Annotated in this window: 18 protein-coding genes (1 of these 18 running past the window's edge); 4 read left to right on the top strand and 14 right to left on the bottom strand. The window is 67.1% G+C overall.

Annotated elements, in window-relative coordinates; all coding sequences use genetic code 11:
- From gshB to BW39_RS07060, 7 genes are all read right to left on the bottom strand, one after another.
- Positions 1-122, bottom strand: the 5' portion of a protein-coding gene (gene gshB, locus BW39_RS07090; RefSeq protein WP_012207791.1) for a glutathione synthase. 829 nt of this gene lie to the left of the window's left edge; the window shows 122 of its 951 coding nt (coding positions 1-122); its start codon is at positions 120-122; its stop codon lies beyond the left edge, outside the window.
- Positions 123-202: 80 nt separating this feature from the next.
- Positions 203-1,384 (bottom strand): benzoate/H(+) symporter BenE family transporter, encoded by a 1,182-nt coding sequence (locus BW39_RS07085; protein ID WP_013804763.1) that lies wholly within the window; start codon positions 1,382-1,384, stop codon positions 203-205.
- Positions 1,385-1,434: 50 nt separating this feature from the next.
- Complete coding sequence (locus BW39_RS07080; protein WP_034397428.1) at positions 1,435-3,303, bottom strand: potassium transporter Kup; 1,869 nt, start codon at positions 3,301-3,303, stop codon at positions 1,435-1,437.
- Between the two features lie 97 nt (positions 3,304-3,400).
- The gene (gene gshA / locus BW39_RS07075) at positions 3,401-4,696 is read right to left on the bottom strand and encodes a glutamate--cysteine ligase (protein WP_012207794.1); all 1,296 of its coding nucleotides are present in this window, start codon (positions 4,694-4,696) and stop codon (positions 3,401-3,403) included.
- A gap of 81 nt (positions 4,697-4,777) precedes the next feature.
- Positions 4,778-6,244, bottom strand: a complete 1,467-nt coding sequence (locus BW39_RS07070) for a TrkH family potassium uptake protein (protein ID WP_013804766.1) — start codon at positions 6,242-6,244, stop codon at positions 4,778-4,780.
- 10 nt (positions 6,245-6,254) lie between these two features.
- Positions 6,255-7,712 (bottom strand): Trk system potassium transporter TrkA, encoded by a 1,458-nt coding sequence (gene trkA / locus BW39_RS07065; RefSeq protein ID WP_012207796.1) that lies wholly within the window; start codon positions 7,710-7,712, stop codon positions 6,255-6,257.
- Between the two features lie 88 nt (positions 7,713-7,800).
- Complete coding sequence (locus BW39_RS07060; protein WP_043820721.1) at positions 7,801-9,081, bottom strand: glutamate-5-semialdehyde dehydrogenase; 1,281 nt, start codon at positions 9,079-9,081, stop codon at positions 7,801-7,803.
- Between the two features lie 177 nt (positions 9,082-9,258).
- Between BW39_RS07060 and BW39_RS07055 the strand changes: the two genes are divergently transcribed.
- Positions 9,259-9,561, top strand: a complete 303-nt coding sequence (locus BW39_RS07055) for a hypothetical protein (RefSeq protein WP_013804767.1) — start codon at positions 9,259-9,261, stop codon at positions 9,559-9,561.
- A 10-nt stretch (positions 9,562-9,571) separates the two neighbouring features.
- On the opposite strand, the gene holA is transcribed toward BW39_RS07055, so the two are convergent.
- The 3 genes from holA to leuS all read right to left on the bottom strand — a co-directional run bounded on the left by holA (position 9,572) and on the right by leuS (position 14,029).
- Positions 9,572-10,624, bottom strand: coding sequence for a DNA polymerase III subunit delta (gene holA, locus BW39_RS07050; protein WP_012207798.1), 1,053 nt, complete (start codon positions 10,622-10,624; stop codon positions 9,572-9,574).
- A 5-nt stretch (positions 10,625-10,629) separates the two neighbouring features.
- Positions 10,630-11,136 carry an LPS-assembly lipoprotein LptE gene (locus tag BW39_RS07045; protein ID WP_012207799.1) on the bottom strand — a complete coding sequence of 169 codons (507 nt, stop codon included), beginning with the start codon at positions 11,134-11,136 and terminating at the stop codon, positions 10,630-10,632.
- A gap of 157 nt (positions 11,137-11,293) precedes the next feature.
- The gene (gene leuS / locus BW39_RS07040) at positions 11,294-14,029 is read right to left on the bottom strand and encodes a leucine--tRNA ligase (RefSeq protein ID WP_043820729.1); all 2,736 of its coding nucleotides are present in this window, start codon (positions 14,027-14,029) and stop codon (positions 11,294-11,296) included.
- 362 nt (positions 14,030-14,391) lie between these two features.
- Here leuS and BW39_RS07035 point away from each other — a divergent pair, with 362 nt between their 5' ends.
- Positions 14,392-15,606, top strand: a complete 1,215-nt coding sequence (locus BW39_RS07035; RefSeq protein ID WP_043783749.1) for a mechanosensitive ion channel family protein — start codon at positions 14,392-14,394, stop codon at positions 15,604-15,606.
- 27 nt (positions 15,607-15,633) lie between these two features.
- Here the strand turns inward: BW39_RS07035 and BW39_RS07030 are convergent, their stop codons facing one another.
- The 4 genes from BW39_RS07030 to BW39_RS07015 all read right to left on the bottom strand — a co-directional run bounded on the left by BW39_RS07030 (position 15,634) and on the right by BW39_RS07015 (position 18,443).
- Positions 15,634-16,113: an ExbD/TolR family protein gene (locus BW39_RS07030; protein ID WP_012207802.1), complete on the bottom strand. Its 480-nt coding sequence runs from the start codon at positions 16,111-16,113 to the stop codon at positions 15,634-15,636.
- Between the two features lie 24 nt (positions 16,114-16,137).
- Complete coding sequence (locus tag BW39_RS07025; protein WP_043820719.1) at positions 16,138-16,872, bottom strand: MotA/TolQ/ExbB proton channel family protein; 735 nt, start codon at positions 16,870-16,872, stop codon at positions 16,138-16,140.
- A gap of 64 nt (positions 16,873-16,936) precedes the next feature.
- Positions 16,937-17,773 carry a 4-hydroxy-tetrahydrodipicolinate reductase gene (gene dapB / locus BW39_RS07020; RefSeq protein WP_043820718.1) on the bottom strand — a complete coding sequence of 279 codons (837 nt, stop codon included), beginning with the start codon at positions 17,771-17,773 and terminating at the stop codon, positions 16,937-16,939.
- A gap of 124 nt (positions 17,774-17,897) precedes the next feature.
- Entirely contained in the window at positions 17,898-18,443 is a 546-nt protein-coding gene (locus tag BW39_RS07015) for an outer membrane protein assembly factor BamE (RefSeq protein WP_043820717.1), read from the bottom strand.
- A gap of 156 nt (positions 18,444-18,599) precedes the next feature.
- On the opposite strand from BW39_RS07015, the gene fur reads away from it, so the two are divergent.
- Together fur and BW39_RS07005 are read left to right on the top strand one after the other, a co-directional pair.
- Positions 18,600-19,025, top strand: coding sequence for a ferric iron uptake transcriptional regulator (gene fur, locus BW39_RS07010; protein WP_013804774.1), 426 nt, complete (start codon positions 18,600-18,602; stop codon positions 19,023-19,025).
- Between the two features lie 143 nt (positions 19,026-19,168).
- Positions 19,169-20,746, top strand: a complete 1,578-nt coding sequence (locus BW39_RS07005; protein WP_043820716.1) for a DUF1800 domain-containing protein — start codon at positions 19,169-19,171, stop codon at positions 20,744-20,746.
- The last annotated feature ends 13 nt before the right edge of the window (positions 20,747-20,759 follow it).

The raw sequence follows: 20,759 nt of genomic DNA, 5'->3' as shown, positions 1-20,759 counted from the left end.
TGCCTGGGTTCACAGGCCACGATGGAGTGGCCGCGCCGCTGTGCCTCCCTCATCATGGCGAAGGTGGTGTCCTTGTAGGTCTGGAACGATTCGAGCGGATCGGCAACGAAGAGGATTTGCATGGCTTGTGTGCGGAAGGCGGCGGCCCGTGCCTCGCCTATATATAGGAAGCAAAAGGGGGTGCCCGGGCCTGGGCCGCATGTCAGCTGGCCCGTGCACGTCGGTAATGTTGCACAAATAGCGCCAGGCTGCCTGCGACCACGCCCCAAAACGCCGAGCCGACTCCGGCTATCACCACGCCGCTGAGCGTGACCAGGAAGGTGATCAGCGCCGCCTCCCGGTGCTCCTCTCCCTGCAGGGCCGTGGCCAGGCCGCTTCCGATGGAGCCCAGCAGGGCCAACCCCGCAATGCAGACCACCAGTTCCCTGGGGAAGGCGGTGAGCAGCCCGGTGACCACGGCGCCGAAGATGCCGATGACTATATAGAAGAGGCCGCAGACGGCCGCCGCCGTATAGCGGCGTGATTTGTCCTCATGGGCCTCCGGCCCCATGCAGATGGCGGCGGTGATGGCGCTGAGGTTGAGCGCATATCCGCCAAAGGGGGCCAGCACCAGGGTGGCGATGCCGGTCATGCTGATGATGCGGGAGATGGGCAGGTTGTAGCCCGTGGCGCGGATGACGGCCACGCCGGGCAGGTTCTGCGAGGCCATGGTGACGACGAACAGGGGCAAGGCCAGGCTCACCAGGGCGGGCACGGAGAACTCGGGCATGGTGAAGACCGGCCAGGCAAGGCCTGCATGCACGGCAGACCATTGCATCTGGCCGGTGAGCGCCACCCAGGCGATGGAGACCGCCAGCGTGGCGATGACCGCATAGCGCGGCGCCAGGCGGCGCGACAGCAGATAGGTCAGCAGCATGACCAGCACCAGGGGCAGCGCGTGCCTGGCGGCGGCAAAGGCCTGCATGCCGAAGTTGGCCAGTACGCCCGCCAGGAGGGCGGCAGCGATTTCCATGGGGATGCGGTTCATGACGCGCTCGAACCAGCCTGTGGCACCCACCAGGATGATCAGCCCCGCGCTGATGATGAAGGCGCCGACGGCCTCGCCCATGGAAAAGCCTCCGGCAAGCCCTGCGGTGGCCAGCACGGCAGCGCCTGGCGTGGACCAGGCGACCATGACGGGCATGCGCAGTATCAGCGAGGGTAGCAAGGAGCACAGGCCCATGCCCAGCCCCAGCGCCCAGACCCAGGAGGTGATCTGCTCGGGCGTGGCATGGAAGGCCTGGGCGGCCTGGAAGACCAGGGCCACCGAGCTGGTGAAGCCCACGAGCACGGCCACGAAGCCGGCCGCAAAGGCGGAGGGACTCAAGTCACGGAGAAAGCGCATCGCGCGATTCTGTCACCACAGTCGCGGATCGTGCGATGCGCGGGCGACGCCTACAGCTCGATCTTGGAGCCCAGTTCCACCACGGAGTTGCTGGGCAGGTGCAGGAAGTCGGAGACACGGCTGGCGTTGCGGTGCATCTGGGCGAACAGCTTTTCGCGCCAGGGCGCCATGCGGTGGCTGATGCGCGGGATGATGACATCGCGCGACAGGAAGTAGCTGGTCTCCATGGCGTCGAGCTGGCAGCCCCGGGGGCGTAGCAGAGACAGCGCCGCCGGCACGTCGGGTTCGTTCTTGAAGCCGTAGTTGATGATGACCTGCCAGCAGTCGCTGCCCAGGGCCTCGATCTCGGTACGCTTGTCCAGGCCCACCCAGGGAATTTCGTGGTTGCGCACCGTGACGAAGATGTTCTGGCTGTGCAGCACCTTGTTGTGCTTGAGGTTGTGCAGCAGGGCGTTGGGCACGGTGCCAGGCTCGCCGGACAGGAAGACGGCCGTGCCCGGCACCCGCGCCGGGGGATGGCGCCAGACCGATTCGAGGAAGCTCTTGAGGTCGATGGCATCGGCCTGCAGCTTTTGGTGCAGCAGCTCGCGGCCCTTGCGCCAGGTCATCATCAGCGAGAACACCGTGCCGCCGATCAGCAGCGGGAACCAGCCGCCATCGAACAGCTTGAGCAGGTTGGACGAGAAGAAGGCCAGGTCCACCAGGAAGAAAAAGCCGGTGGCGGCAATGCACAGGGCCAGCGGGTAGTTCCAGCGGTAGCGGATCACGAAGAAGGTCAGCGTGGTGGTGATCAGCATGTCCAGCGTGACCGCAATGCCGTAGGCGGCCGCCAGGTTGCCGCTGGAGCGGAACAGCACCACGGCCAGCGCGATGGCCACGAACAGGCTCCAGTTGACCAGGGGCATATAGATCTGGCCGGCCTCGCGCACGCTGGTGTGGCGCACTTCCAGGCGCGGCAGATAGCCCAGCTGTATGACCTGGCGCGTGACGCTGAAGGCGCCCGTGATCAGGGCCTGCGAAGCGATGACCGTGGCCATGGTGGCCATCAGCACCAGGGGCAGCAGGGCCCAGGCCGGGGCCATCATGTAGAAGGGATTCTTCACGGCGGCCGGGTTGGCCAGCAGCAGCGCACCCTGGCCGAAGTAATTGAGCGTGAGGGCAGGCATGGCCACGGAGAACCAGGCCAGGCGAATGGGCTTCTTGCCGAAGTGGCCCAGGTCGGCGTAGAGCGCCTCCGCCCCGGTCACGCACAGCACGACGGCGCCCAGGATGATGAAGCTTGTGCCAGGGTTGTCCCAGATGAAGCGCACCGCGAAGTGCGGGCTGATGGCCGCCAGGATTTCCGGATGGCCGGCGATCTGGTGTATGCCCAGCGCGGCGATGGTGGCGAACCAGACCAGGGTGATGGGGCCGAAAAAGCGCCCTATCCCTGCCGTGCCGTGTTTCTGGAACCAGAACAGCAGGAACAGTATGACCAGGGTCAGCGGGATCACCGCCTTGGTGAAGTGCGGGGACACCACCTCCAGGCCCTCGACGGCCGAAAGCACGGAGATGGCTGGCGTGATCACGCCGTCGCCATAGAACAGCGAGGTGCCGAAGATGCCGATGAGCAGCAGCACGCTGCGCAGGCGCGGCTTGTCCTTGACGGTCTGCGAGGCCAGGGCCAGCATGGCGACCAGGCCGCCTTCGCCGTTGTTGTCGGCGCGCAGCACCAGGACCACGTATTTGAGCGAGACGATGACCGTCAGCGTCCAGAACAGCAGCGACAGGACGCCGTAGATGTTCTCCTGGGTGAACGGCACATGGCCGGAGCCGAACACCTCCTTGACCGAATACAGCACGCTGGTGCCGATATCGCCATAGACCACGCCGATGGCGCCCAGGGTGAGCGCGGCCAACGAAGATTTGGTTTTCTGCACAGGTCTATGCGCCATCCCGTGGGGAGATGGCTTCAGTCAATTGAAATGCCGGCATTGTCCGCTGTCCTGATGACGAGCGCATCGGACAGCACCCCGATCAGTCGTAGATTTCCGCGTTGGGGTTGGTCGCCTCCAGCTCATAGCTGGCCGCCAGCATGGCGACCCGGGCCACCACGCCGTACATGTAGAAGCGATTGGGCATGCTGGCACCCGGGCGGGCGCCGATCTGGGGCAGCTGGGTGCTGTGCTGGAAGGCCAGCGGCACGAAGCCGGCACCGGGCGCGTTGAGGTTTTCGTCCACATCGCGCTCGGGGTGCATGCGGTAGAAGCCGCCGACCACGTAACGGTCCATCATGTAGACCACGGGCTCGGCCACGGCGTTGTTCATGCGCTCCTGGGTGAGCACGCCCTCCTGGATGATCACGTCGTGCACGGTCTGGCCGTCCTTGATCATGCCCATCTTGTTGCGGCTCTTGCGCGGCAGCTCAGCCAGTTCCTTGGCGTCGCGCACGGTCATCACGCCCATGCCATAGGTGCCGTTGTCGGCCTTGACGATGGCAAACGGCTTTTCCTTGATGCCGTATTCCTTGTACTTGCGGCGCACCTTGGCCAGCAGCACATCGACCTGCTCGGCCAGGCCTTCCATGCCCACGCCATTGGCGAAGTCGATGCCTTCGCTGCGCCCGAACAGCGGGTTGATCAGCCAGGGATCGATGCCCAGCAGCTTGCCGAAGCGCTTGGCCACTTCCTCGTAGCTCTGGAAATGACGGCTCTTGCGGCGCACGCTCCAGCCTGCATGCAGGGGCGGCAGCAGGTATTGCTCGTACAGCTCCTCGACGATGCCCGGCACGCCGGAGGACAGGTCGTTGTTGAGCAAGATGGTGCAGGGATCGAAATCCTTGAGGCCGATGCGGCGCTTGCTGCGGATCACCGGCTCCAGCGTCACCGTGTCGCCATGCGGCAGGGTGACGGTGGTGGTCTTCTTCACATCGGGGCTGATGGAGCCGATGCGCACATTCAGACCGGCCATGTTGAAGATGCGCTTGAGCTGCACCACGTTGGCCAGGTAATGGGTGTTGCGCGTGTGGTTCTCGGGAATGATGAGCAGGTTGCGCGCTTCGGGGCAGATCTTCTCGATCGCCGCCATGGCCGCCTGCACGGCCAGCGGCAGCATTTCGTCGGTCAGGTTGTTCCAGCCGCCAGGAAACAGGTTGGTATCCACGGGCGCGAGCTTGAAGCCGGCGTTGCGGATGTCCACCGAGCAATAGAAAGGCGGCGTGTGTTCCATCCATTCGAGCCGGAACCAGCGCTCGATCGCCGGCATGGAGTCGAGGATGCGCTGCTCAAGCTCGTTGATCGGGCCTGTCAGGGCCGTGATGAGATGTGGAACCATAAAGACCCTCTGGGTACGGCGGTGGGGGGCAATTGTAGAGATTGGACCATGGTCTAAGTGTTTTCCCTAGTCTCTTCGGCATCATCGGCGCCAGAAAGCCGGGGAAAGCAGCGCCATGAAACTGAGGATTTCCAGGCGCCCCAGCAGCATGGCCAGGGTGCAGATCCAAGTCTGGAAGTCGGTGAGCACAGCATAGTTGGAGCTCGGCCCCAGCGCGCCCAGGCCCGGCCCCATGCAGTGCACGCTGGCCAGCACGGCGGAAAAGGCGGTCACCGGGTCCAGGTCGGTGAGCAGCAGCACCATGCTGAGCGTGATCACGGTGGCGCCATAGACCAGCATGAAGGCCAGCACCGAGAAGATCATGCGGTCGTCCACCACGCCGTTGCCCAGCCGCACGGGCTGCATGGCGCGCGGGTGCACGAGCCGCGTGAGCTCGCGCCGCGCCTGCTTGAGCAGGATGAGCATGCGCACCATCTTGATGCCGCCACCCGTGGAGCCCGCGCTGGTGGCCACGCCCGACAGCAGCAACATGAGCACGGGCGCGAAGACGGGCCAGCTCAGGTAGTCGACGGTGGTGAAGCCCGTGGTCGTGGCCACCGAGACCACGTGGAAGATGCCGTAGCGCAGCGCCTCGACAGGCCCGTACACGCCCTTGGCCCACAGCAGCAGCGCGACGATGAGCCCGCCGCCCAGCAGCACGGCCAGCGTGGCGCGCATTTCGGGGTCGCGCCAGAAGCCGTCCCAGCGGCCCTTGCGCATGGCCACGAAGTACAGCGCGAAGTTGCAGCTGGCCAGCAGCATGAAGACCAGGGCGATCAGCTCGATCAGCGGCGAGTCGAAGTAGGCGAAGCTGGCGTCATGCGAGGACAGGCCGCCCAGGCTCACCGTGGCGAACATGTGCATCAGCGCATCCAGCGGCTCCATGCCCGCGGCCCAGAAGGCCAGCGCACAGGCCAGCGAGAACACGCCGTAGACGCCCCACAGGCCCTTGGCGGTCTCGGTCATGCGCGGCGTCAGCTTGGTGTCCTTGATGGGGCCGGCGGCCTCGGCGCGGAACAGCTGGGCACCGCCCACGCCCAGCAGCGGCAGGATGGCCACGGCCAGGATCAGGATGCCCATGCCGCCCAGCCATTGCAGGAAGGTGCGCCAGACGTTGATGGACACGGGCAATGCGTCCAGCCCCGTGAGCACGGTGGCGCCCGTCGTCGTCAGGCCCGAGACGGCCTCGAAATAGGCGTGGGTGAAGCTGATGCTCAGGCCCACATGGCCCAGACCCAGCACCAGGGGCAGCATGGCGCACAGCGGCAGCACCACCCAGACCAGGGTGACGAGGATGACGCCGTGGCGCGGCTGCAGCTCGCGCCGGAAATGGTCCAGGCCTACCCACAGCGACAGCCCCGCCGCCGCCGTGATGCCGATGGCCCAGGGGTAGATGCGCCAGATGCCGTCGTCGGCAAACCAGGACACGGCAAAGGGCAGCAGCATGGACAGCGCGAACATGACCATGAGCATGCCAAGCACGCGCAGGACGGGGAACAGGTCGCGCATGGGTATGGGCTCAGAAGAAGGTGGCGCTGACGCGGAACAGGTTTTCCACGTCCCGCACCAGCCGCTTGTGGGGCAGGAAGAAGACCACGTGGTCGCCGCTCTCGATCACGGTGTTGCCGCGCGGGATGATGACCTCGGGCTCGGCGCCGGCCGCGATCTCGTCGGCCGGCACGCCTTCAGGAATGCCGCGCACGATGAGGCCGATGTGCGCATCCTCGGGCACGCGCAGGTCCTCGACCTTGCGGCCGACCACGCGCGAGCTCTTGCGGTCGCCACGCGCCACGATCTCCAGCGCCTCGGCCACGCCCCGGCGCAGGCTGTGCACGGCCTGCACGTCGCCGCGGCGCACATAGGCCAGCAGCTCGCCGAGCATGGCCTGGGCCGGCGACAGCGCAATGTCGATCTGCGTGCCGTGCATCAGGTCGGCATAGGCGCGCCGCGTGATCAGCGAGAGCACGCGCCGCGCGCCCATGCGCTTGCCCAGCAGGCTGGCCATGATGTTGTTCTCGTCGTCGTCGGTGAGGGCCAGGAACAGGTCCACGTCCTCCACGCTTTCATCGGCCAGCAGGTCCTCGTCGGTGGCATCGCCGTGCAGCACCAGCACCTCGGCCGGCAGCAGCGAGGCCAGGTCCTGGCAGCGCTGCTCGTCGGGCTCGATGATCTTGATGTGAAAGCGGCCCGGCACGCGCGACAGCTGCAGCGCCAGGCGCAGGCTGACCTGGTCGCCACCGGCGATCATGATGCGGTAGACGGGGCGCGAAGGCCGGCCCGCGGGCTGGTGGATGGCGCGCAGCACCTCGGCCACATGCTCGCGCGCGGCCAGGATGAAGACTTCGTCGCCGGGCTCGATGCGGGTGTTGCCGTCGCAGCGCACGAAGCGGTCGGGCTCCTCCAGGAAACGCCGGTAGATGGCCACGATGCGCATGGCCAGCTCGGGCATGCAGTCGCGCAGCTCGCCGATGTGCTTGCCGACGGCGGGGGCGCCGTCGCGCGCACGCACCGAGGCCAGCGCGGCGCGTCCGCCCGCGAAGGCGCGCACCTGCATGGCTTCGGGGAACTCGATGAGCTTGCTGATGTAGTTGGTCAGCGATTCCTCGGGGCAGATGATGCGGTCCACGCCGAAGCCTTCCTTGCCCAGCAGCGTCTCGTCATCGCCAAAGCCCGAGGAGCGCACGCGCGCGATGCGGGTGGGAATCTCGAACAGCACCTGGGCCAGCTTGCAGCACACCAGGTTGGTTTCGTCGAGCGCGGCGCAGGCGATCAGCAGGTCCGTGTCCTTGGCTCCGGCCTCGGCCAGCACCTGGGGATCGATACCGTTGCCCACGACGCCGCGCAGGTCGAAGCGCGATTCCAGCTCGCGCAGGCGGCGCGCATCGGTGTCGATCACCGTGATGTCGTTGCGTTCGGACACCAGGCTTTCGGCCACGCTGTAGCCCACACGGCCGGCGCCAAGAATGATGATTTTCATGGTTCATTGCGGTGCTGCGGTGCCGGCGCGGGGCATCCCGGCGCGGGGCGTCCCGGCCGGGTGCCTGCCGGCGCGCAGCACGGTCCGGTCAGGTGCGGACTTCGCCTTCACCCAGCACCACGTATTTGAGCGAGGTGAGACCTTCGATGCCCACAGGACCGCGCGCATGGAACTTGTCGGTGCTGATGCCGATTTCCGCGCCCAGGCCGTACTCGAAGCCATCGGCAAAGCGCGTGCTGGCATTGACCATGACGCTGGCCGAGTCCACCTCGCGCAGAAAGCGCTGGGCATGCATGTGGTCGCGCGTGAGGATGGCATCCGTGTGGTGGCTGGAGTAGCGGTTGATGTGGGCGATGGCTTCGTCCACACCCGCGACGATCTTGACGCTGATGATGGGCGCCAGGTATTCCTCGCTCCAGTCCTGCTCGGTGGCCTCGGCCAGTTGGGCACCGGCCACGGACTTCAGGATGGCCAGCGATTCGGGGCAGCCGCGCATCTCGACCCCCTTGGCGGTGTAGATGGCACCGATCTGCGGCAGGAACTCGGCGGCCACGCCGCGCGCCACCAGCAGGCTCTCGCTGGCGTTGCAGGGGCTGTACTTGTTGGTCTTGGCGTTGTCGGCCACCTTGACGGCCATGGCGATGTCGCAGGGATCATCGACATAGGTGTGGCAATTGCCGTCCAGGTGCTTGATGACGGGCACCTTGGCCTCGCGGCTGATGCGCTCGATCAGGCCCTTGCCGCCGCGCGGGATGATGACGTCCACGTAGTCGGGCATGGCGATGAGCTGGCCCACGGCCTCGCGGTCCGTGGTCTGCACCAGCTGCACGCCGTGCTCGGGCAGGCCGGCCTCGGCCAGCGCCCTGGCCACGAGGGCGGCCAGTGCCTTGTTGGAGTCGATGGCCTCGGAGCCGCCGCGCAGGATGCAGGCGTTGCCGCTCTTGATGCTGAGGCTGGCCGCCTCGATGGTCACGTTGGGGCGGCTCTCGTAGATCATGCCGAACACGCCGATCGGCACACGCATCTGGCCCACGCGGATGCCGCTGGGCATTTGCTTCATGCCGATGATCTCGCCGATCACGTCGGCCATGGATGCCAGCTGTTCGCAGCCCTGGGCACAGGTTTCAAGCACCTTGGGCGTCAGGCGCAGGCGGTCCACCATGGGAGCGGACAGGCCGTTGGCCACGGCGCGGTCGAGGTCACGGGCGTTGTCGGTCTGCAACGGCTCCACGTTCTCCCGCAGCAGGCGCGCCAGCGCCAGCAGGGCGCGGCTTTTGACGGCAGCCGAGGCTCGGGCCATCTGGGCGGAGGCCACTTTGGCCTGAACGCCCAGGTTGTGGGTGTATTCGACGATATTGAGCGCGTTCATTCCGAGATTCTCGCCGAGTTGCGCCCATTTGCGCACCGGGACCGGGCATGCCCCGCGCCGACATGCGGCTGCGATGCGTCTGCGCACGGCCGCCAGAGGGCAAACCCCGCGTTGCGGCGGCCGGCAGGATGTCGCGGCCACCCTACACTGCTGCCCAGTACGCAGAGGTTTCCCGCCATGTCCACCAGCCACGACACTCTTCTCGCCGCCCAGCAGCTCGCCCAGCTGCACGCCGGCTTCGCCCAACTGGCACAGCAGCAGCTGTCGGCCGCCGTGCTCGGACAGCAGGCCAGGGCCTCATCGGAGTTGCTGCAGGCCCTGCCGCCGCGCTACGGCGAAGTGCTGCTCAATCTGCTGGACCGACTGGAGTCCAGCGCGCTGTTCAGCGAGGAAAGCTGCTCCTTCAGCCAGAAGGACCTGCTGGACAACCTTGAGACCTGGGCCACCAAGGCCCAGGCGCAGTTGGAAAAGACGCGCTAGGAACGGTACGTCAGCCCTTGGCGCCGGCCTGGGCCAGGTCCACGGCCAGGCGGCGCAGGGCCTGCCAGCCGTCGCGCGGCCAGCCTTCGAAGGCCAAGCCCTTGACGATGCCGTCCACCGCGTGGGCCGATTGCAGCAGGCGCGCGGCCTGGGCGTCGGTGATGCGCGGCAGCAGGCGCTCGAACAAGCGTTCCTTGACGCCCCAGATGCGCTGGGCGCGCAGCGCCATCGGCAGGGGCTGGCCTGCGGCCATGGCGTCCCTCACGCGGCAGATGGCGCGGATGTCCTCGGCCAGGGTCCAGTGCACCAGCACCTCGGCCGTGCCCTCGGCCTGCAGGCCATCGAGCATGCGCGAGACGCGCGCCAGCTGCCCGCCCAGCACGGCCTCCGACAGCTTGAAAACGTCGTAGCGCGCCACATTGAGCACGGCCTGCTCGACCTGGGCCTGGCTCAGTTCACCCTCGGGATGCAACAGCGCCAGCTTCTGGATTTCCTGGTGCGCGGCCAGCAGGTTGCCTTCGACGCGGTCGGCAAAGAACTGCAGCGTGCGCTGCCCTTCCTCGCCGGGTGCGACGCGCTGGCCCTGGGCCGCCAGCCGCTGGGCAATCCAGGCCGGCAACTGGGCGCGCTCAATGGGATCGATCTGCAGCGTCATGCCCTGGGCCTCCAGCGCGCTGAACCAGGCCCCCGTCTTGGTGGCCTTGTCCAGGCGCGGCAGCAGGACCAGGGTGAGCGTGCTGTCGTTGCCCCGCGCGGACTCGGCGATCTGCTGCAGCGCGGCGCCGCCGTCCTTGCCGGGCTTGCCCGAGGGAATGCGGATCTCGACGATCTGCCGGTCGGCGAACAGCGACAGCGAGCCACCGGCCGCCAGCACGGCGCTCCAGTCGAAATGCGCGCCGGCCACGGTATAGCTGCTGCGCTCGGTATAGCCGGCCGCGCGCGCCGCGGCGCGGATGGCGTCGGCCGCCTCCTGCTGCTGCAGCGGCTCGTCGCCGTGCAGCACATAAAGCGGGCGCAGGCCCTTGGCCAGATGGCCGCCAAGCTGGTTCAGGGCAAGCTGCATGGGGCTCAGGTCAGGCTCTTGACGGCCGCCAGACGGCGCAGCAACTGCTGCACGATGTCGGTGCGCATGTCCTTGTAGAGCATGGCTTCCTCGGCTTCCTTGGACAGCGCGTTGGTTTCGTTGTACGTCACATCGCGCTGCTGCAGGATTTCGGTCTCGGGAATCGGCTCGTCGCCATTGGGCGTGCGCAGCTTGAAGCGCACGCGCAGGCGCAGCTGCAACTCGCGCACCTGGCCCAGCGCGTTCATGCCGACGATGACCCGCTCCTGCCGCTCGCTGACGATCTGGAAGATCGCTTCGGCATCGTCGGGCGATGCCGGATCGCGCAGCACGGTCAGCTTGTCGCTGGCACTGGCCAGATTGCGCGACAGCTCCCGCGCTACCGGAGAGCCCCGGCCCGCCTGGATGTAGAGCGAGCGGAACACGAAGGTCGGCACCCCCCGCAGGCGAAAGCCGCAGGCCCCCAGCAGCGGAGCCAGAGCCAGGGCGGTGAGCAGGGTACGTTTTTGCATATCAGTTCTCCAAGGCGCTTGCGCCACTCACAGCCCTTGCAACGGTCGCGCCCAAAGCGAGGGACACCGAGCAAGGGCCGCCCCGCAGCGAGGGTGTCGTCCCCCCCGCGAAGCGAGAGGGGGAAGGCGCGCAGCGCCTCAGGGGGCATGCCATGGCCTAGACCACGACGTTGACCAGGCGGCCAGGCACCACGATCACCTTCTTGGGCACGGCACCGTTGGTGAACTTCTGGCATTCCTCGTTGGCCAGGGCGATGCGCTCGATCTCGGCCTTGTCGGCCGTCGAGGACACCAGGATGGCCCCGCGCAGCTTGCCGTTGACCTGCAGCACCAGAGAGATCTCGTCCTGCACCAGAGCCTGGGGATCGACCTGGGGCCAGGGCGCATCCAGCACGTCGCCCAGGTGGGCGGCGTAGCCCAGCTCGCTCCACAGCGCATGGGCCAGGTGGGGCGTGGCCGGGTAGAGCACGCGCAGCAGGATGCCGAAGCCTTCGATCAGCGCCACCTGGGCGCCCGCGTCGTCGAAGGACTTGAAGTCCTCCAGCGCGTTGATCATCTTCATGGCGCCCGAGACCACGGTGTTGTACTGCATGCGCTGGTAGTCGTATTCCACCTGCTTGAGCACGGTGTGGATCTCCAGGCGCAGGGACTTGGCGGCCTTGCCGAACTCCACGTCGTCCAGCGACTTGGCGGCGGCCACGCTCTGCACGGCACCGGCCATGTCCATCTGCGACAGTTTGGCGCCGAAGTTGTAGACGCGGCGCAGGAAGCGGTAGCTGCCTTCGACGGCGGCATCGTTCCATTCCAGCGTCAGCTCGGGCGGCGCGGTGAACATGGTGTACAGGCGCGCGGTGTCGGCGCCGTACTTCTCGATCAGCTCCTGCGGATCGATGCCGTTGTTCTTGGACTTGGACATGGTGCCCACGCCCTCGTAGTCGATGTCCGTGCCCACGGGCAGCAGGCCATCGGCGCTGTCCACCTCGGCCTTGAGCTTGGCGCCCACGATCTTGCCGGTCTCGTCGAACACATGCTCGACATCCTTGGGCCAGAAGTACTCCTTGGCACCCTTGGCCGTGCGGCGGCTGTAGATGTGGTTGAGCACCATGCCCTGGGTCAGCAGCTTGGTGAAGGGCTCATCGACCTTGACCAGGCCCAGGTCACGCATGACCTTGGTCCAGAAGCGCGCGTACAGCAGGTGCAGGATGGCGTGCTCGATGCCGCCGATGTACTGGTCCATGCCGCTGCCGCCGGTGGCGGCATTCTGGTCCCGCATCCAGTACTCGGCGCCTTCCGCCACCATCTGCTCGCTGTTCCTGGCGTCGCAATAGCGCATGAAGTACCAGGACGAGTCCACGAAGGTGTCCATGGTGTCGGTCTCGCGGCGCGCGCTCTTGCCGCAGCAGGGGCAGACCACGCCGGCGTGGAAGGCTTCGCTCTTGATCAGGGGGTTGCCCGAGCCATCGGGCACCAGGTCCTGGGGCAGGACCACGGGCAGGTCCTTGGCGGGCACGGGCTGGGCGCCGCAGTCCTCGCAGTGGATGATGGGAATCGGCGTGCCCCAGTAGCGCTGGCGGCTCACGCCCCAGTCGCGCAGGCGCCAGGTGGTTTTCTTCTCGCCAAGGCCCTTGGCCGCCAGCAGTTCGGCCACCTTGTCCACGGCCGCCGCATGGGGCAGGCCGTCGAGTTCGCCGGATTCGATGCAGACAGCGCGCTGCTTGTCGCCGTACGAGTCGGCCCATGCCTCGGTGCTGAAGGTCTCGCCTTCGACCGCGATGACCTGGCGGATGGCGATGCCGTACTTCTTCGCAAAGGCGAAGTCGCGCTCGTCATGCGCGGGCACGCCCATGACGGCGCCGTCGCCGTAGCTCATGAGCACGTAGTTGCCGACCCAGACCTCGACCTGGGCGCCCGTCAGCGGATGCGTGACGAACAGGCCCGTGGGCAGGCCTTCCTTTTCCTTGACCGCGAGTTCGGCCTCGGTGGTGCCGCCCTTCTTGCACTCTTCGATGAAGGCGGCCAGCTTGGGGCTCGTGGCGGCGGCGTGCAGGGCCAGCGGATGCTCGGGCGCCACTGCGCAGAACGTCACGCCCATGATGGTGTCGGCACGCGTGGTGAACACGTACAGGCGGCCGTCCTGGATGGGCTGGCCGTCGGCGCCACGGATGTCGTGGGTGAACGCAAAGCGCACGCCGGAGCTCTTGCCGATCCAGTTTTCCTGCATCAGGCGGACTTTTTCAGGCCAGCCGGTCAGCGTGGCCTTGTCGCCGCCCACCTGGACATGGTCCAGCAGCTCCTGGGCGTAGTCGGTGATCTTCAGGTAGTAGCCGGGGATTTCGCGCTTTTCGACCGGCGCGCCCGTGCGCCAGCCGCGGCCGTCGATGACCTGCTCGTTGGCCAGCACGGTCTGGTCCACCGGGTCCCAGTTCACGACCTGGGTCTTGCGGTAGGCAATTCCCTTTTCCAGCATCTTCAGGAACAGCCACTGGTTCCACTTGTAGTAGTCGGGGTCGCAGGTGGCGATCTCGCGGCTCCAGTCGATGGCCAGCCCCATCGCCTGCATCTGCTTTTTCATGTAGGCGATGTTGTCGTAGGTCCACTGCGCGGGCGGCACCTTGTTCTTGAGCGCAGCGTTCTCGGCCGGCAGGCCGAAGGCGTCCCAGCCCATGGGCATGAGGACGTTGTAGCCCTTCATGCGCAGCTGGCGCGTCAGCATGTCGTTGATGGTGTAGTTGCGCACATGGCCCATGTGCAGCTTGCCGCTGGGGTAGGGCAGCATGGAGCAGGCGTAGAACTTGGGCTTGGCCTGGTCTTCGGTCACGCGGTAAGCGTCGCGGGCGGACCAGTGGTCTTGCGCTGCGCGCTCAACGTCGATGTGGTTGTATTTCTCTTGCATGGTGCTGCGGCCCAGGGGCCTGACAAGGTGGATTGCCGGAATCAACCGGCGATTTTAGGCCCCCGGCCCGGCCGTGCCCGAAGCCGCCCACAAGCCCGCAGGCGGTACTGCGTCATCGGCGGCCGCTTGCCCGCCTGTGGCACGGGGAAAAGCCGCACTGCGTATGCTTGCCAACTCTGCGGCGCAATGCCGCAGGCGTTCCTCCATCGCCAGCCCGGGCTTGCGCAGGAACCGATGCGCATCTCCCGGGCATGCCGCCACCGCGCGCGGCCTCATGGTGCCGGCCGCAGGCAGGCCGGCACTGCAATGCCCTGGAGTTTTTCTTGCTGAACTGGTCTTTGATTTCCGGCTGGGATCCCGTCATGCAGGCCCTGGCCGCGCTGTGCGCGCTGGTGCTGCTGGCCCGCTCGGCGGGGTTTGTCGTGCAATGGCTGCTGCTGCGCGTGCTTCCGCGCATGCGCAGCACGCTGGTGGAGATGGAATGGGCACAGGTGTTGCTGCACGACAGCGTGCTGCAGCGGCTGGCCAAGGCCGTGCCTTCGCTGGTCATGCAGTCGGGCGTGCAGGCCATACCGCAGCTGCAGCCGCAGTGGGCCACGCTGATCCTGAACCTGGCCATCGCCTGCACCATCTACCACGTGGCCCGCGTGATCAGCGCCCTGCTCAACGCCATGAACGAGGCGCACGAGCTCAAGGAAGAGCGCAAGGCCACGCAGGCCCATTCGATCAAGAGCTATGTGCAGCTGGGCAAGCTGCTGGTGTTCCTGATCGCCATCGTGCTCATCGTCGCCACCCTGGTGGACCGCTCTCCGTTGCTGCTGCTGTCGGGCCTGGGCGCGGCCTCGGCCGTGCTGATGCTGATCTTCAAGGACACCATCATGTCCTTCGTGGCCGGCGTGCAGCTGGGCTCCAACGACATGCTGCGCGTGGGCGACTGGATAGAGATGCCCCAGGTCGGCGCCGATGGCTTCGTGATCGACATCGCGCTGCACACGGTGAAGGTGCAGAACTGGGACAAGACCATCACCACCATTCCCACCTGGCGGCTGATGAGCGACAGCTACAAGAACTGGCGCGGCATGTTCGAGTCGGGCGGGCGCCGCATCCGCCGCTCGCTGCACATAGACGCCCACACCATCCGCCTGCTGACGCCCGAGCAGCGGCAGAAACTGGCGCTGCTGGAGCCCCTGAAGGACCATTGGACCCGCAGCGGCGACCTGCGCATGGCCGACGCGCCTGCAGGCAGCGAGATGGCCGCGCAGCAACTCAGCAATCTGGCCGTTTTCAAGGCCTATGCATACGCCTACCTGCTGCGCCATCCGCACATCCACAAGACGCCGAACATGTTTTTGCTGGTGCGCACCATGGAGCCTTCGCCCATGGGCGTGCCGCTGGAGCTGTTTTGCTACACCAGCACCACGGTCTGGGTGGAGTACGAGGCCATACAGGGTGCGATCTTCGACCACCTGATCGGCATGCTGCCCCTGTTCGGGCTCAGCCTGTACCAGCGTTCCTCGGACCATGGCCAGCATCTGCGGCTGGCGGGTAGCGAGCGCTGGCCCGAAGGGCAGGAATAGTTTCGCGGGCGCAGGCCCGGCGGCGCTTCAGCGCCCGGCGCCGGAGGGGCCCAGGACGGCGGCGGACCGGCCCTCCTGGCTTCGCGCAGGCTCCGCCACGAAGCCCATGCGCGTCAGGCCCGCCGCGTGGGCCCAGCCCATGAGCTCGGCCACGCGGCCATAGGGCACGGCCTGGTCGGCACGCAATTGCAGCTCGGCCTGGGGATTGCGGGCGCCAAGCCGGGCCAGGCGCTCGCGCAGTGCCTCGGGCGTGGTGGGCTGGCCCTGCACCCAGAGCGCGCCCTGCGCATCGACCTCCAGCAGCAGCGCATCGTCCTCGCCCGCAGCCGCCATGGGCTGGGTGCCCTGGGCCTGGGGCAATTGCACGCGCAGGGAGGCGGCCAGCATGGGTGCCGCAAGAATGAAGATGACCACCAGCACCAGCATCACGTCCACCAGCGGGGTGACATTGATGGCGTGCATGGGCTGGGGGGCGCTCTCCTTGCCGCTCAGTCGTCCGAAGGCCATGTGCGCTCCTGCCTGGCCGCCCGGTCAGGGTGCGTCCATGGGGCCGGCCGGCAGGCCGGCGACGGGCATGCCGTCATCCTGCTGCGCCTGCCCGGGCTGCTCCAGGCCGAACATGGCCTGCAGGTCATGGGCAAAGCCTTCGAGCAGGGCTTCCATCTGGGCGGCGGCGCGGCCCAGCAGGTTATAGGCCAGCACGGCTGGCAGGGCCACGGCCAGGCCGGCTGCCGTCATCACCAGGGCCTCGCCCACAGGGCCGGCCAGTTGCTCGATGCCGATCTGTCCGCTGCCGGCCAATGTGGCCAGCGCGTGGTGAATGCCCCAGACGGTGCCCAGCAGGCCGACGAAGGGCGCCGTGGCGCCCACGGTGGCCAACAGGGTCTGGCCCCATTGAAGCTGGTGGCTGGCCGACTGCAGCGCCTGGCGCAGGCCGCGCGTGAGGCGCACGGAGCGCGCTGCGCGCCCCGAGAGCGCCATGCCGCTGCTGCCCGTGGGCGCGAGGGCCTGGGACACGGCCCCGGCCATGGGCGCCACCAGTTGCTGGCGATCGCCCTCGGCCATGCGTGCCTGGCCCGTGGCCAGGTCCGGCGCACTCCAGAAGGCCGCAATGGCCTGTGGAACGCGGCGGCGGCTGGCGGCCATGAACCAGATCTTCCAGACGATGACCACCCAGCTGGCCACCGACAGCGCCAGCAGCAGCAGCGCCGTGCCGCGCGCCACGGCGTCGCCTTGCTGCCACCAGAGCCAGAGTGGGCCGGTCATGGTCTTTATCTCGCCCGTATGGCCAAAGAGAGGTACGCGGCGCTACGGCCCAGGGTCTGTGCCATCACAGACCCAGGACATCGTTCATGTCGTACTGGCCCGTTGCCTTGCCTGCCAGGAAGCGCGCCGCCCGCAGGCTGCCCTGCGCATAGCCGGCACGGCTGCTGGACTTGTGCGAGATCTCGATGCGCTCGCCCGTGCCCGCGAACAGCACCGTGTGGTCGCCGATGATGTCGCCGCCGCGCACGGTGGCAAAGCCGATGGTGTTGTCCTCGCGCGCGCCGGTGTGGCCGAAGCGCTCGTAGACGGCGCGGTCGGCCAGCTTCGTGCCCTGGGCTTCGGCGATGACCTCGCCCATCTTGAGGGCCGTGCCCGAGGGGGCATCGACCTTGTGGCGGTGGTGGGCCTCGACGATTTCGATGTCATAGCCGCTGGACAGCGCCTTGGCCGCCATCTCCAGCAGCTTGAAGGTCACGTTCACGCCCACGCTCATGTTGGGCGACAGCACCACGGCCGTGCGCTGGGCGTACTCGGCGATGCGGGCCTTTTGCTCGTCGCTGAAGCCCGTGGTGCCGATGACCAGCTTGACGCCCAGCTCGGCGCAGATGGCCAGGTGGTCCATCGTGCCTTCGGGGCGCGTGAAGTCGATCAGGCAATCGGCCTTGGACAGCGCGGCACGCACATCGCTTTCGATGGCGATGCCGCTGGGCTGGCCCAGGAAGGCCGAGGGGTCGGTGCCCAGCGAAGGGCTGTCGGCGCGGTCCAGCGCGGCGGCCAGCACAAGGTCATCGCTTTGCGCGATGGCCTCGATCAGCATGCGGCCCATGCGGCCGGAGGCGCCGGCCACGGCCACACGCAGGCGCTGGTTGTTGCTGGAGGAAGTGGCAGTCGTGGCGTTCATGTCGGGAAAGGGATGCACAAGCTCAATGCATGGACAGCAGGCAACAGGGGCGCCAGACAGGCGCCGCGGCGGCCGCCATCCACGGAAAAACGCCCGCATGCCTTGCGGCGCGCGGGCGGCGATATCAACGGGCGCCGGATTCCAGTGGCGGGTAGCTGGCCGCTGCGGCCGGCGGCTCGGCCACGGGCTCTTCCACAGGCTTGGCGGCCGGGAACTTGGACAGCTGCTCCTCGCTGGCTTCCAGTTGAGGAATCTTGCCCAGCTTCTTCTTGGAGCCCAGGCTGGCGACGAATTCGGCCTCGGTGGGCATCTCATCGCCTTCGGAGCGGGCAAACAGGTCGCCGTTGAAGAAGACGGTCAGCTTGCGCACCTGAGAATCGACGCCGGGGCGCTTGATGGTGAACACATATTCCCAGCGATCGGCGTGGAATACGCTGGTGACCAGCGGCGTGCCGAGAATGTCGCGCACCTGCTGGCGGCTCATGCCGGGCTGCAGGGCCTCGACCTGTTCACGGGAGACGAAGTTGCCTTGGACGACCTCGACCTTGTAGGGAGTGACGACATTGGCGACTCGGTGCGCGGCGCCATCGAGGCTGCTGCAGCCTGCCAGCGCCACCCCGATCGACAGCATCAGGGCCGCACTCGTGCGGCAACGGGCTTGAACATGCATTGGTATCAGCATAGGGATATGATCGTGGATCATTGTAGCGGCTGGTCCCTAGGGCTTGCGATCATGCGACGCCCCTGGCACCAGGGCCATTTTGTTCGCCGCCCCGCGCCTGCCATGGTGGCAGTCCAGCGGGCAGTCTCTGCCAAAGACCCAGACATGAAGAACATCGACGAACTCAAGAGTACCGGCCTGAAGGCCACGCTTCCCCGCCTGAAGATCCTGGAGATCTTCCAGACGGGTGCGCAACGCCACATGACGGCCGAAGACGTGTTCCGCGTGCTGCTGGACGAACGCTCGGACATCGGCCTGGCCACGGTCTACCGCGTGCTCACGCAGTTCGAGCAGGCCGGCATCCTCATCCGCAGCAATTTCGAGAGCGGCAAGGCCGTCTACGAACTCAATGAAGGCCAGCACCACGACCACTTCGTGTGCACCAGCTGCGGCAAGGTCGAAGAGTTCTACGATCCCGATATCGAAAAGCGCCAGAACCTGATCGCCAAGGCCAAGGGCTGGGTGATCCAGGACCATTCGATGGCCCTGTACGGACAGTGCGCGGAATGCGCGAGCCGGCCCAGCAAATAAGGCCGGGTCCCTCAAAAAAAGCGGAGTGCTTCACACTCCGCTTTTTTTTGCCTTTTACTTTTTGCTACCGGCGCTTTACAGGGCGAAGCACATGGGCGGAGGATGCTGGCGTCCAATGGATGCCCCCTACCCACCGAGACACCATGCGCCGCACATCGCCGTTCGCCATCGCTCTCACGTTCTGCGCCATCACCCTGGCCACAGGCTGCGCGCCCCTGCAGGCGCCGCCCTCCTCCGCAACGCCTGCACTCCAGGCCCTGCCCGATGCGCCCCTCACCGCCGCGCAGCGCCAGCAATGGCTGGACCGCGTGACCTGGGGCGCCAACGACAGCGAGGATGCACAGCTGCAGCGCCTGGGCCTCAAGGCCTGGCTGGCCCGGCAGTTGCAGCCCGCCCCCCGGCCGCTGCCGCCGCAGGCACAGCAGCGGATTGACCAGCTGGCCATCAGCCAGCGCCCCATGAACGAGGTGCTGCTGGAACTGGAGACCCAGCGCAAGGCCGTGCAGGAGGCGGCATCAGCCGATGAAAAGGCCGCGCTGCAGCAGACCTACCAGCGCACGCTGAACCAGTTGGGCAACGATGCCCAGAAGCGCTTCGTGATCCGTGCGCTGTACTCGCCAGCGCAGCTGCAGGAGCAGATGACCTGGTTCTGGATGAACCATTTCAGCGTCAGCCTGCGCAAGGCCGATATCCGCGCCTGGGTGGGCGACTACGAGGAGCAGGCCATACGCCCGCATGCGCTGGGCAGTTTTCGCAGCCTGCTGGAAGCCTCGCTGCGCCACCCGGCCATGCTGCGCTACCTGGACAACGCCAGCAATGCGGCAGGCCGTATCAACGAAAACTACGCGCGCGAACTGCTGGAGCTGCACACCATGGGCGTGGGCAGCGGCTACACCCAGGCCGATGTGCAGGAGATGGCGCGCATCCTGACCGGCGTGGGCATCAGCCTGCAGCCGGCCGGCACGCCGCCGCCGCGCATGCGCCCCGAGCGCCAGGGCGACTACCTGCGCTCGGGCTTTTTCGAGTTCAACCCCAACCGGCACGACTACGGCCCCAAGACCTTCCTGGGCCAGCCCCTGCACGCACGCGGCATGGCCGAGGTCCAGGAGGCGCTGGACCGCATCGTCGCCTCGCCGGCCACGGCGCAGTTCATCGCGCGCAAGCTGGCGGTGTTCTTCATTGCCGACGATCCGCCGCCCGCCCTGGTGCAGCGCACGGCCCAGGCCTTCACGCGCAGCCGGGGCGATATCGCGGCCACCGTGGCGGCGCTGCTGGCCGATCCCGAGGCTGCCCGCTTCGGCCGCAAGTTCCGCGATCCGCTGCACTACGTGCTGGCCGCCACGCGGCTGTCGGTGGACCAGCGCGTGGCGGCCGACGTGGCGCCCGTGCTGGGCTGGGTCAACCGGCTGGGGCAGAACCTCTATGCGCATGAGACGCCGGACGGCTATCCGCAGATGCAGTCCGACTGGGCCAGCTCGGGCCAGATGGCGGCGCGCTTCGAGGTGGCGCGCCAGATCGCCACGCGCAGCGCCGTGCTGTTCCGCGCCGACCCCGCAGACGCGCTGGAGAAGCCGCCCTACCCCACGCTGTCGGAATTGGCCAGCGTGCGCCAGCGCCTGCCGCAGTGGAGCCAGGCCACGCAGGCGGCACTGGCCCAGGCCCGCAATCCGGCGGACTGGAATACCTACTTCCTGTCCGCCCCCGAAATGATGTTCCGCTGACCCCCGGGAGACT

It is taken from the genome of Delftia sp. RIT313, from assembly GCF_000632165.1.
In the GTDB taxonomy this organism is placed as follows: Bacteria; Pseudomonadota; Gammaproteobacteria; order Burkholderiales; family Burkholderiaceae_C; genus Comamonas; species Comamonas acidovorans.
The sequence above is the reverse complement of the archived record's forward strand: the minus strand, read 5'-3'. Positions and strand labels throughout refer to the sequence as shown.

Bases quoted from the DNA above. Each gene is read 5' to 3' on its own strand.
- trkA (WP_012207796.1), bottom strand. From the start codon at position 7,712: ATGAAAATCATCATTCTTGGCGCCGGCCGTGTGGGCTACAGCGTGGCC.
- BW39_RS07085 (WP_013804763.1), bottom strand. From the start codon at position 1,384: ATGCGCTTTCTCCGTGACTTGAGTCCCTCCGCCTTTGCGGCCGGCTTC.
- BW39_RS07060 (WP_043820721.1), bottom strand. From the start codon at position 9,081: ATGAACGCGCTCAATATCGTCGAATACACCCACAACCTGGGCGTTCAG.
- leuS (WP_043820729.1), bottom strand. From the start codon at position 14,029: ATGCAAGAGAAATACAACCACATCGACGTTGAGCGCGCAGCGCAAGAC.
- BW39_RS07035 (WP_043783749.1), top strand. From the start codon at position 14,392: ATGCAGGCCCTGGCCGCGCTGTGCGCGCTGGTGCTGCTGGCCCGCTCG.
- BW39_RS07030 (WP_012207802.1), bottom strand. From the start codon at position 16,113: ATGGCCTTCGGACGACTGAGCGGCAAGGAGAGCGCCCCCCAGCCCATG.
- holA (WP_012207798.1), bottom strand. From the start codon at position 10,624: ATGCAGCTTGCCCTGAACCAGCTTGGCGGCCATCTGGCCAAGGGCCTG.
- fur (WP_013804774.1), top strand. From the start codon at position 18,600: ATGAAGAACATCGACGAACTCAAGAGTACCGGCCTGAAGGCCACGCTT.
- BW39_RS07005 (WP_043820716.1), top strand. From the start codon at position 19,169: ATGCGCCGCACATCGCCGTTCGCCATCGCTCTCACGTTCTGCGCCATC.
- BW39_RS07015 (WP_043820717.1), bottom strand. From the start codon at position 18,443: ATGCATGTTCAAGCCCGTTGCCGCACGAGTGCGGCCCTGATGCTGTCG.
- gshA (WP_012207794.1), bottom strand. From the start codon at position 4,696: ATGGTTCCACATCTCATCACGGCCCTGACAGGCCCGATCAACGAGCTT.
- BW39_RS07055 (WP_013804767.1), top strand. From the start codon at position 9,259: ATGTCCACCAGCCACGACACTCTTCTCGCCGCCCAGCAGCTCGCCCAG.
- dapB (WP_043820718.1), bottom strand. From the start codon at position 17,773: ATGAACGCCACGACTGCCACTTCCTCCAGCAACAACCAGCGCCTGCGT.
- BW39_RS07045 (WP_012207799.1), bottom strand. From the start codon at position 11,136: ATGCAAAAACGTACCCTGCTCACCGCCCTGGCTCTGGCTCCGCTGCTG.
- BW39_RS07025 (WP_043820719.1), bottom strand. From the start codon at position 16,872: ATGACCGGCCCACTCTGGCTCTGGTGGCAGCAAGGCGACGCCGTGGCG.
- BW39_RS07070 (WP_013804766.1), bottom strand. From the start codon at position 6,244: ATGCGCGACCTGTTCCCCGTCCTGCGCGTGCTTGGCATGCTCATGGTC.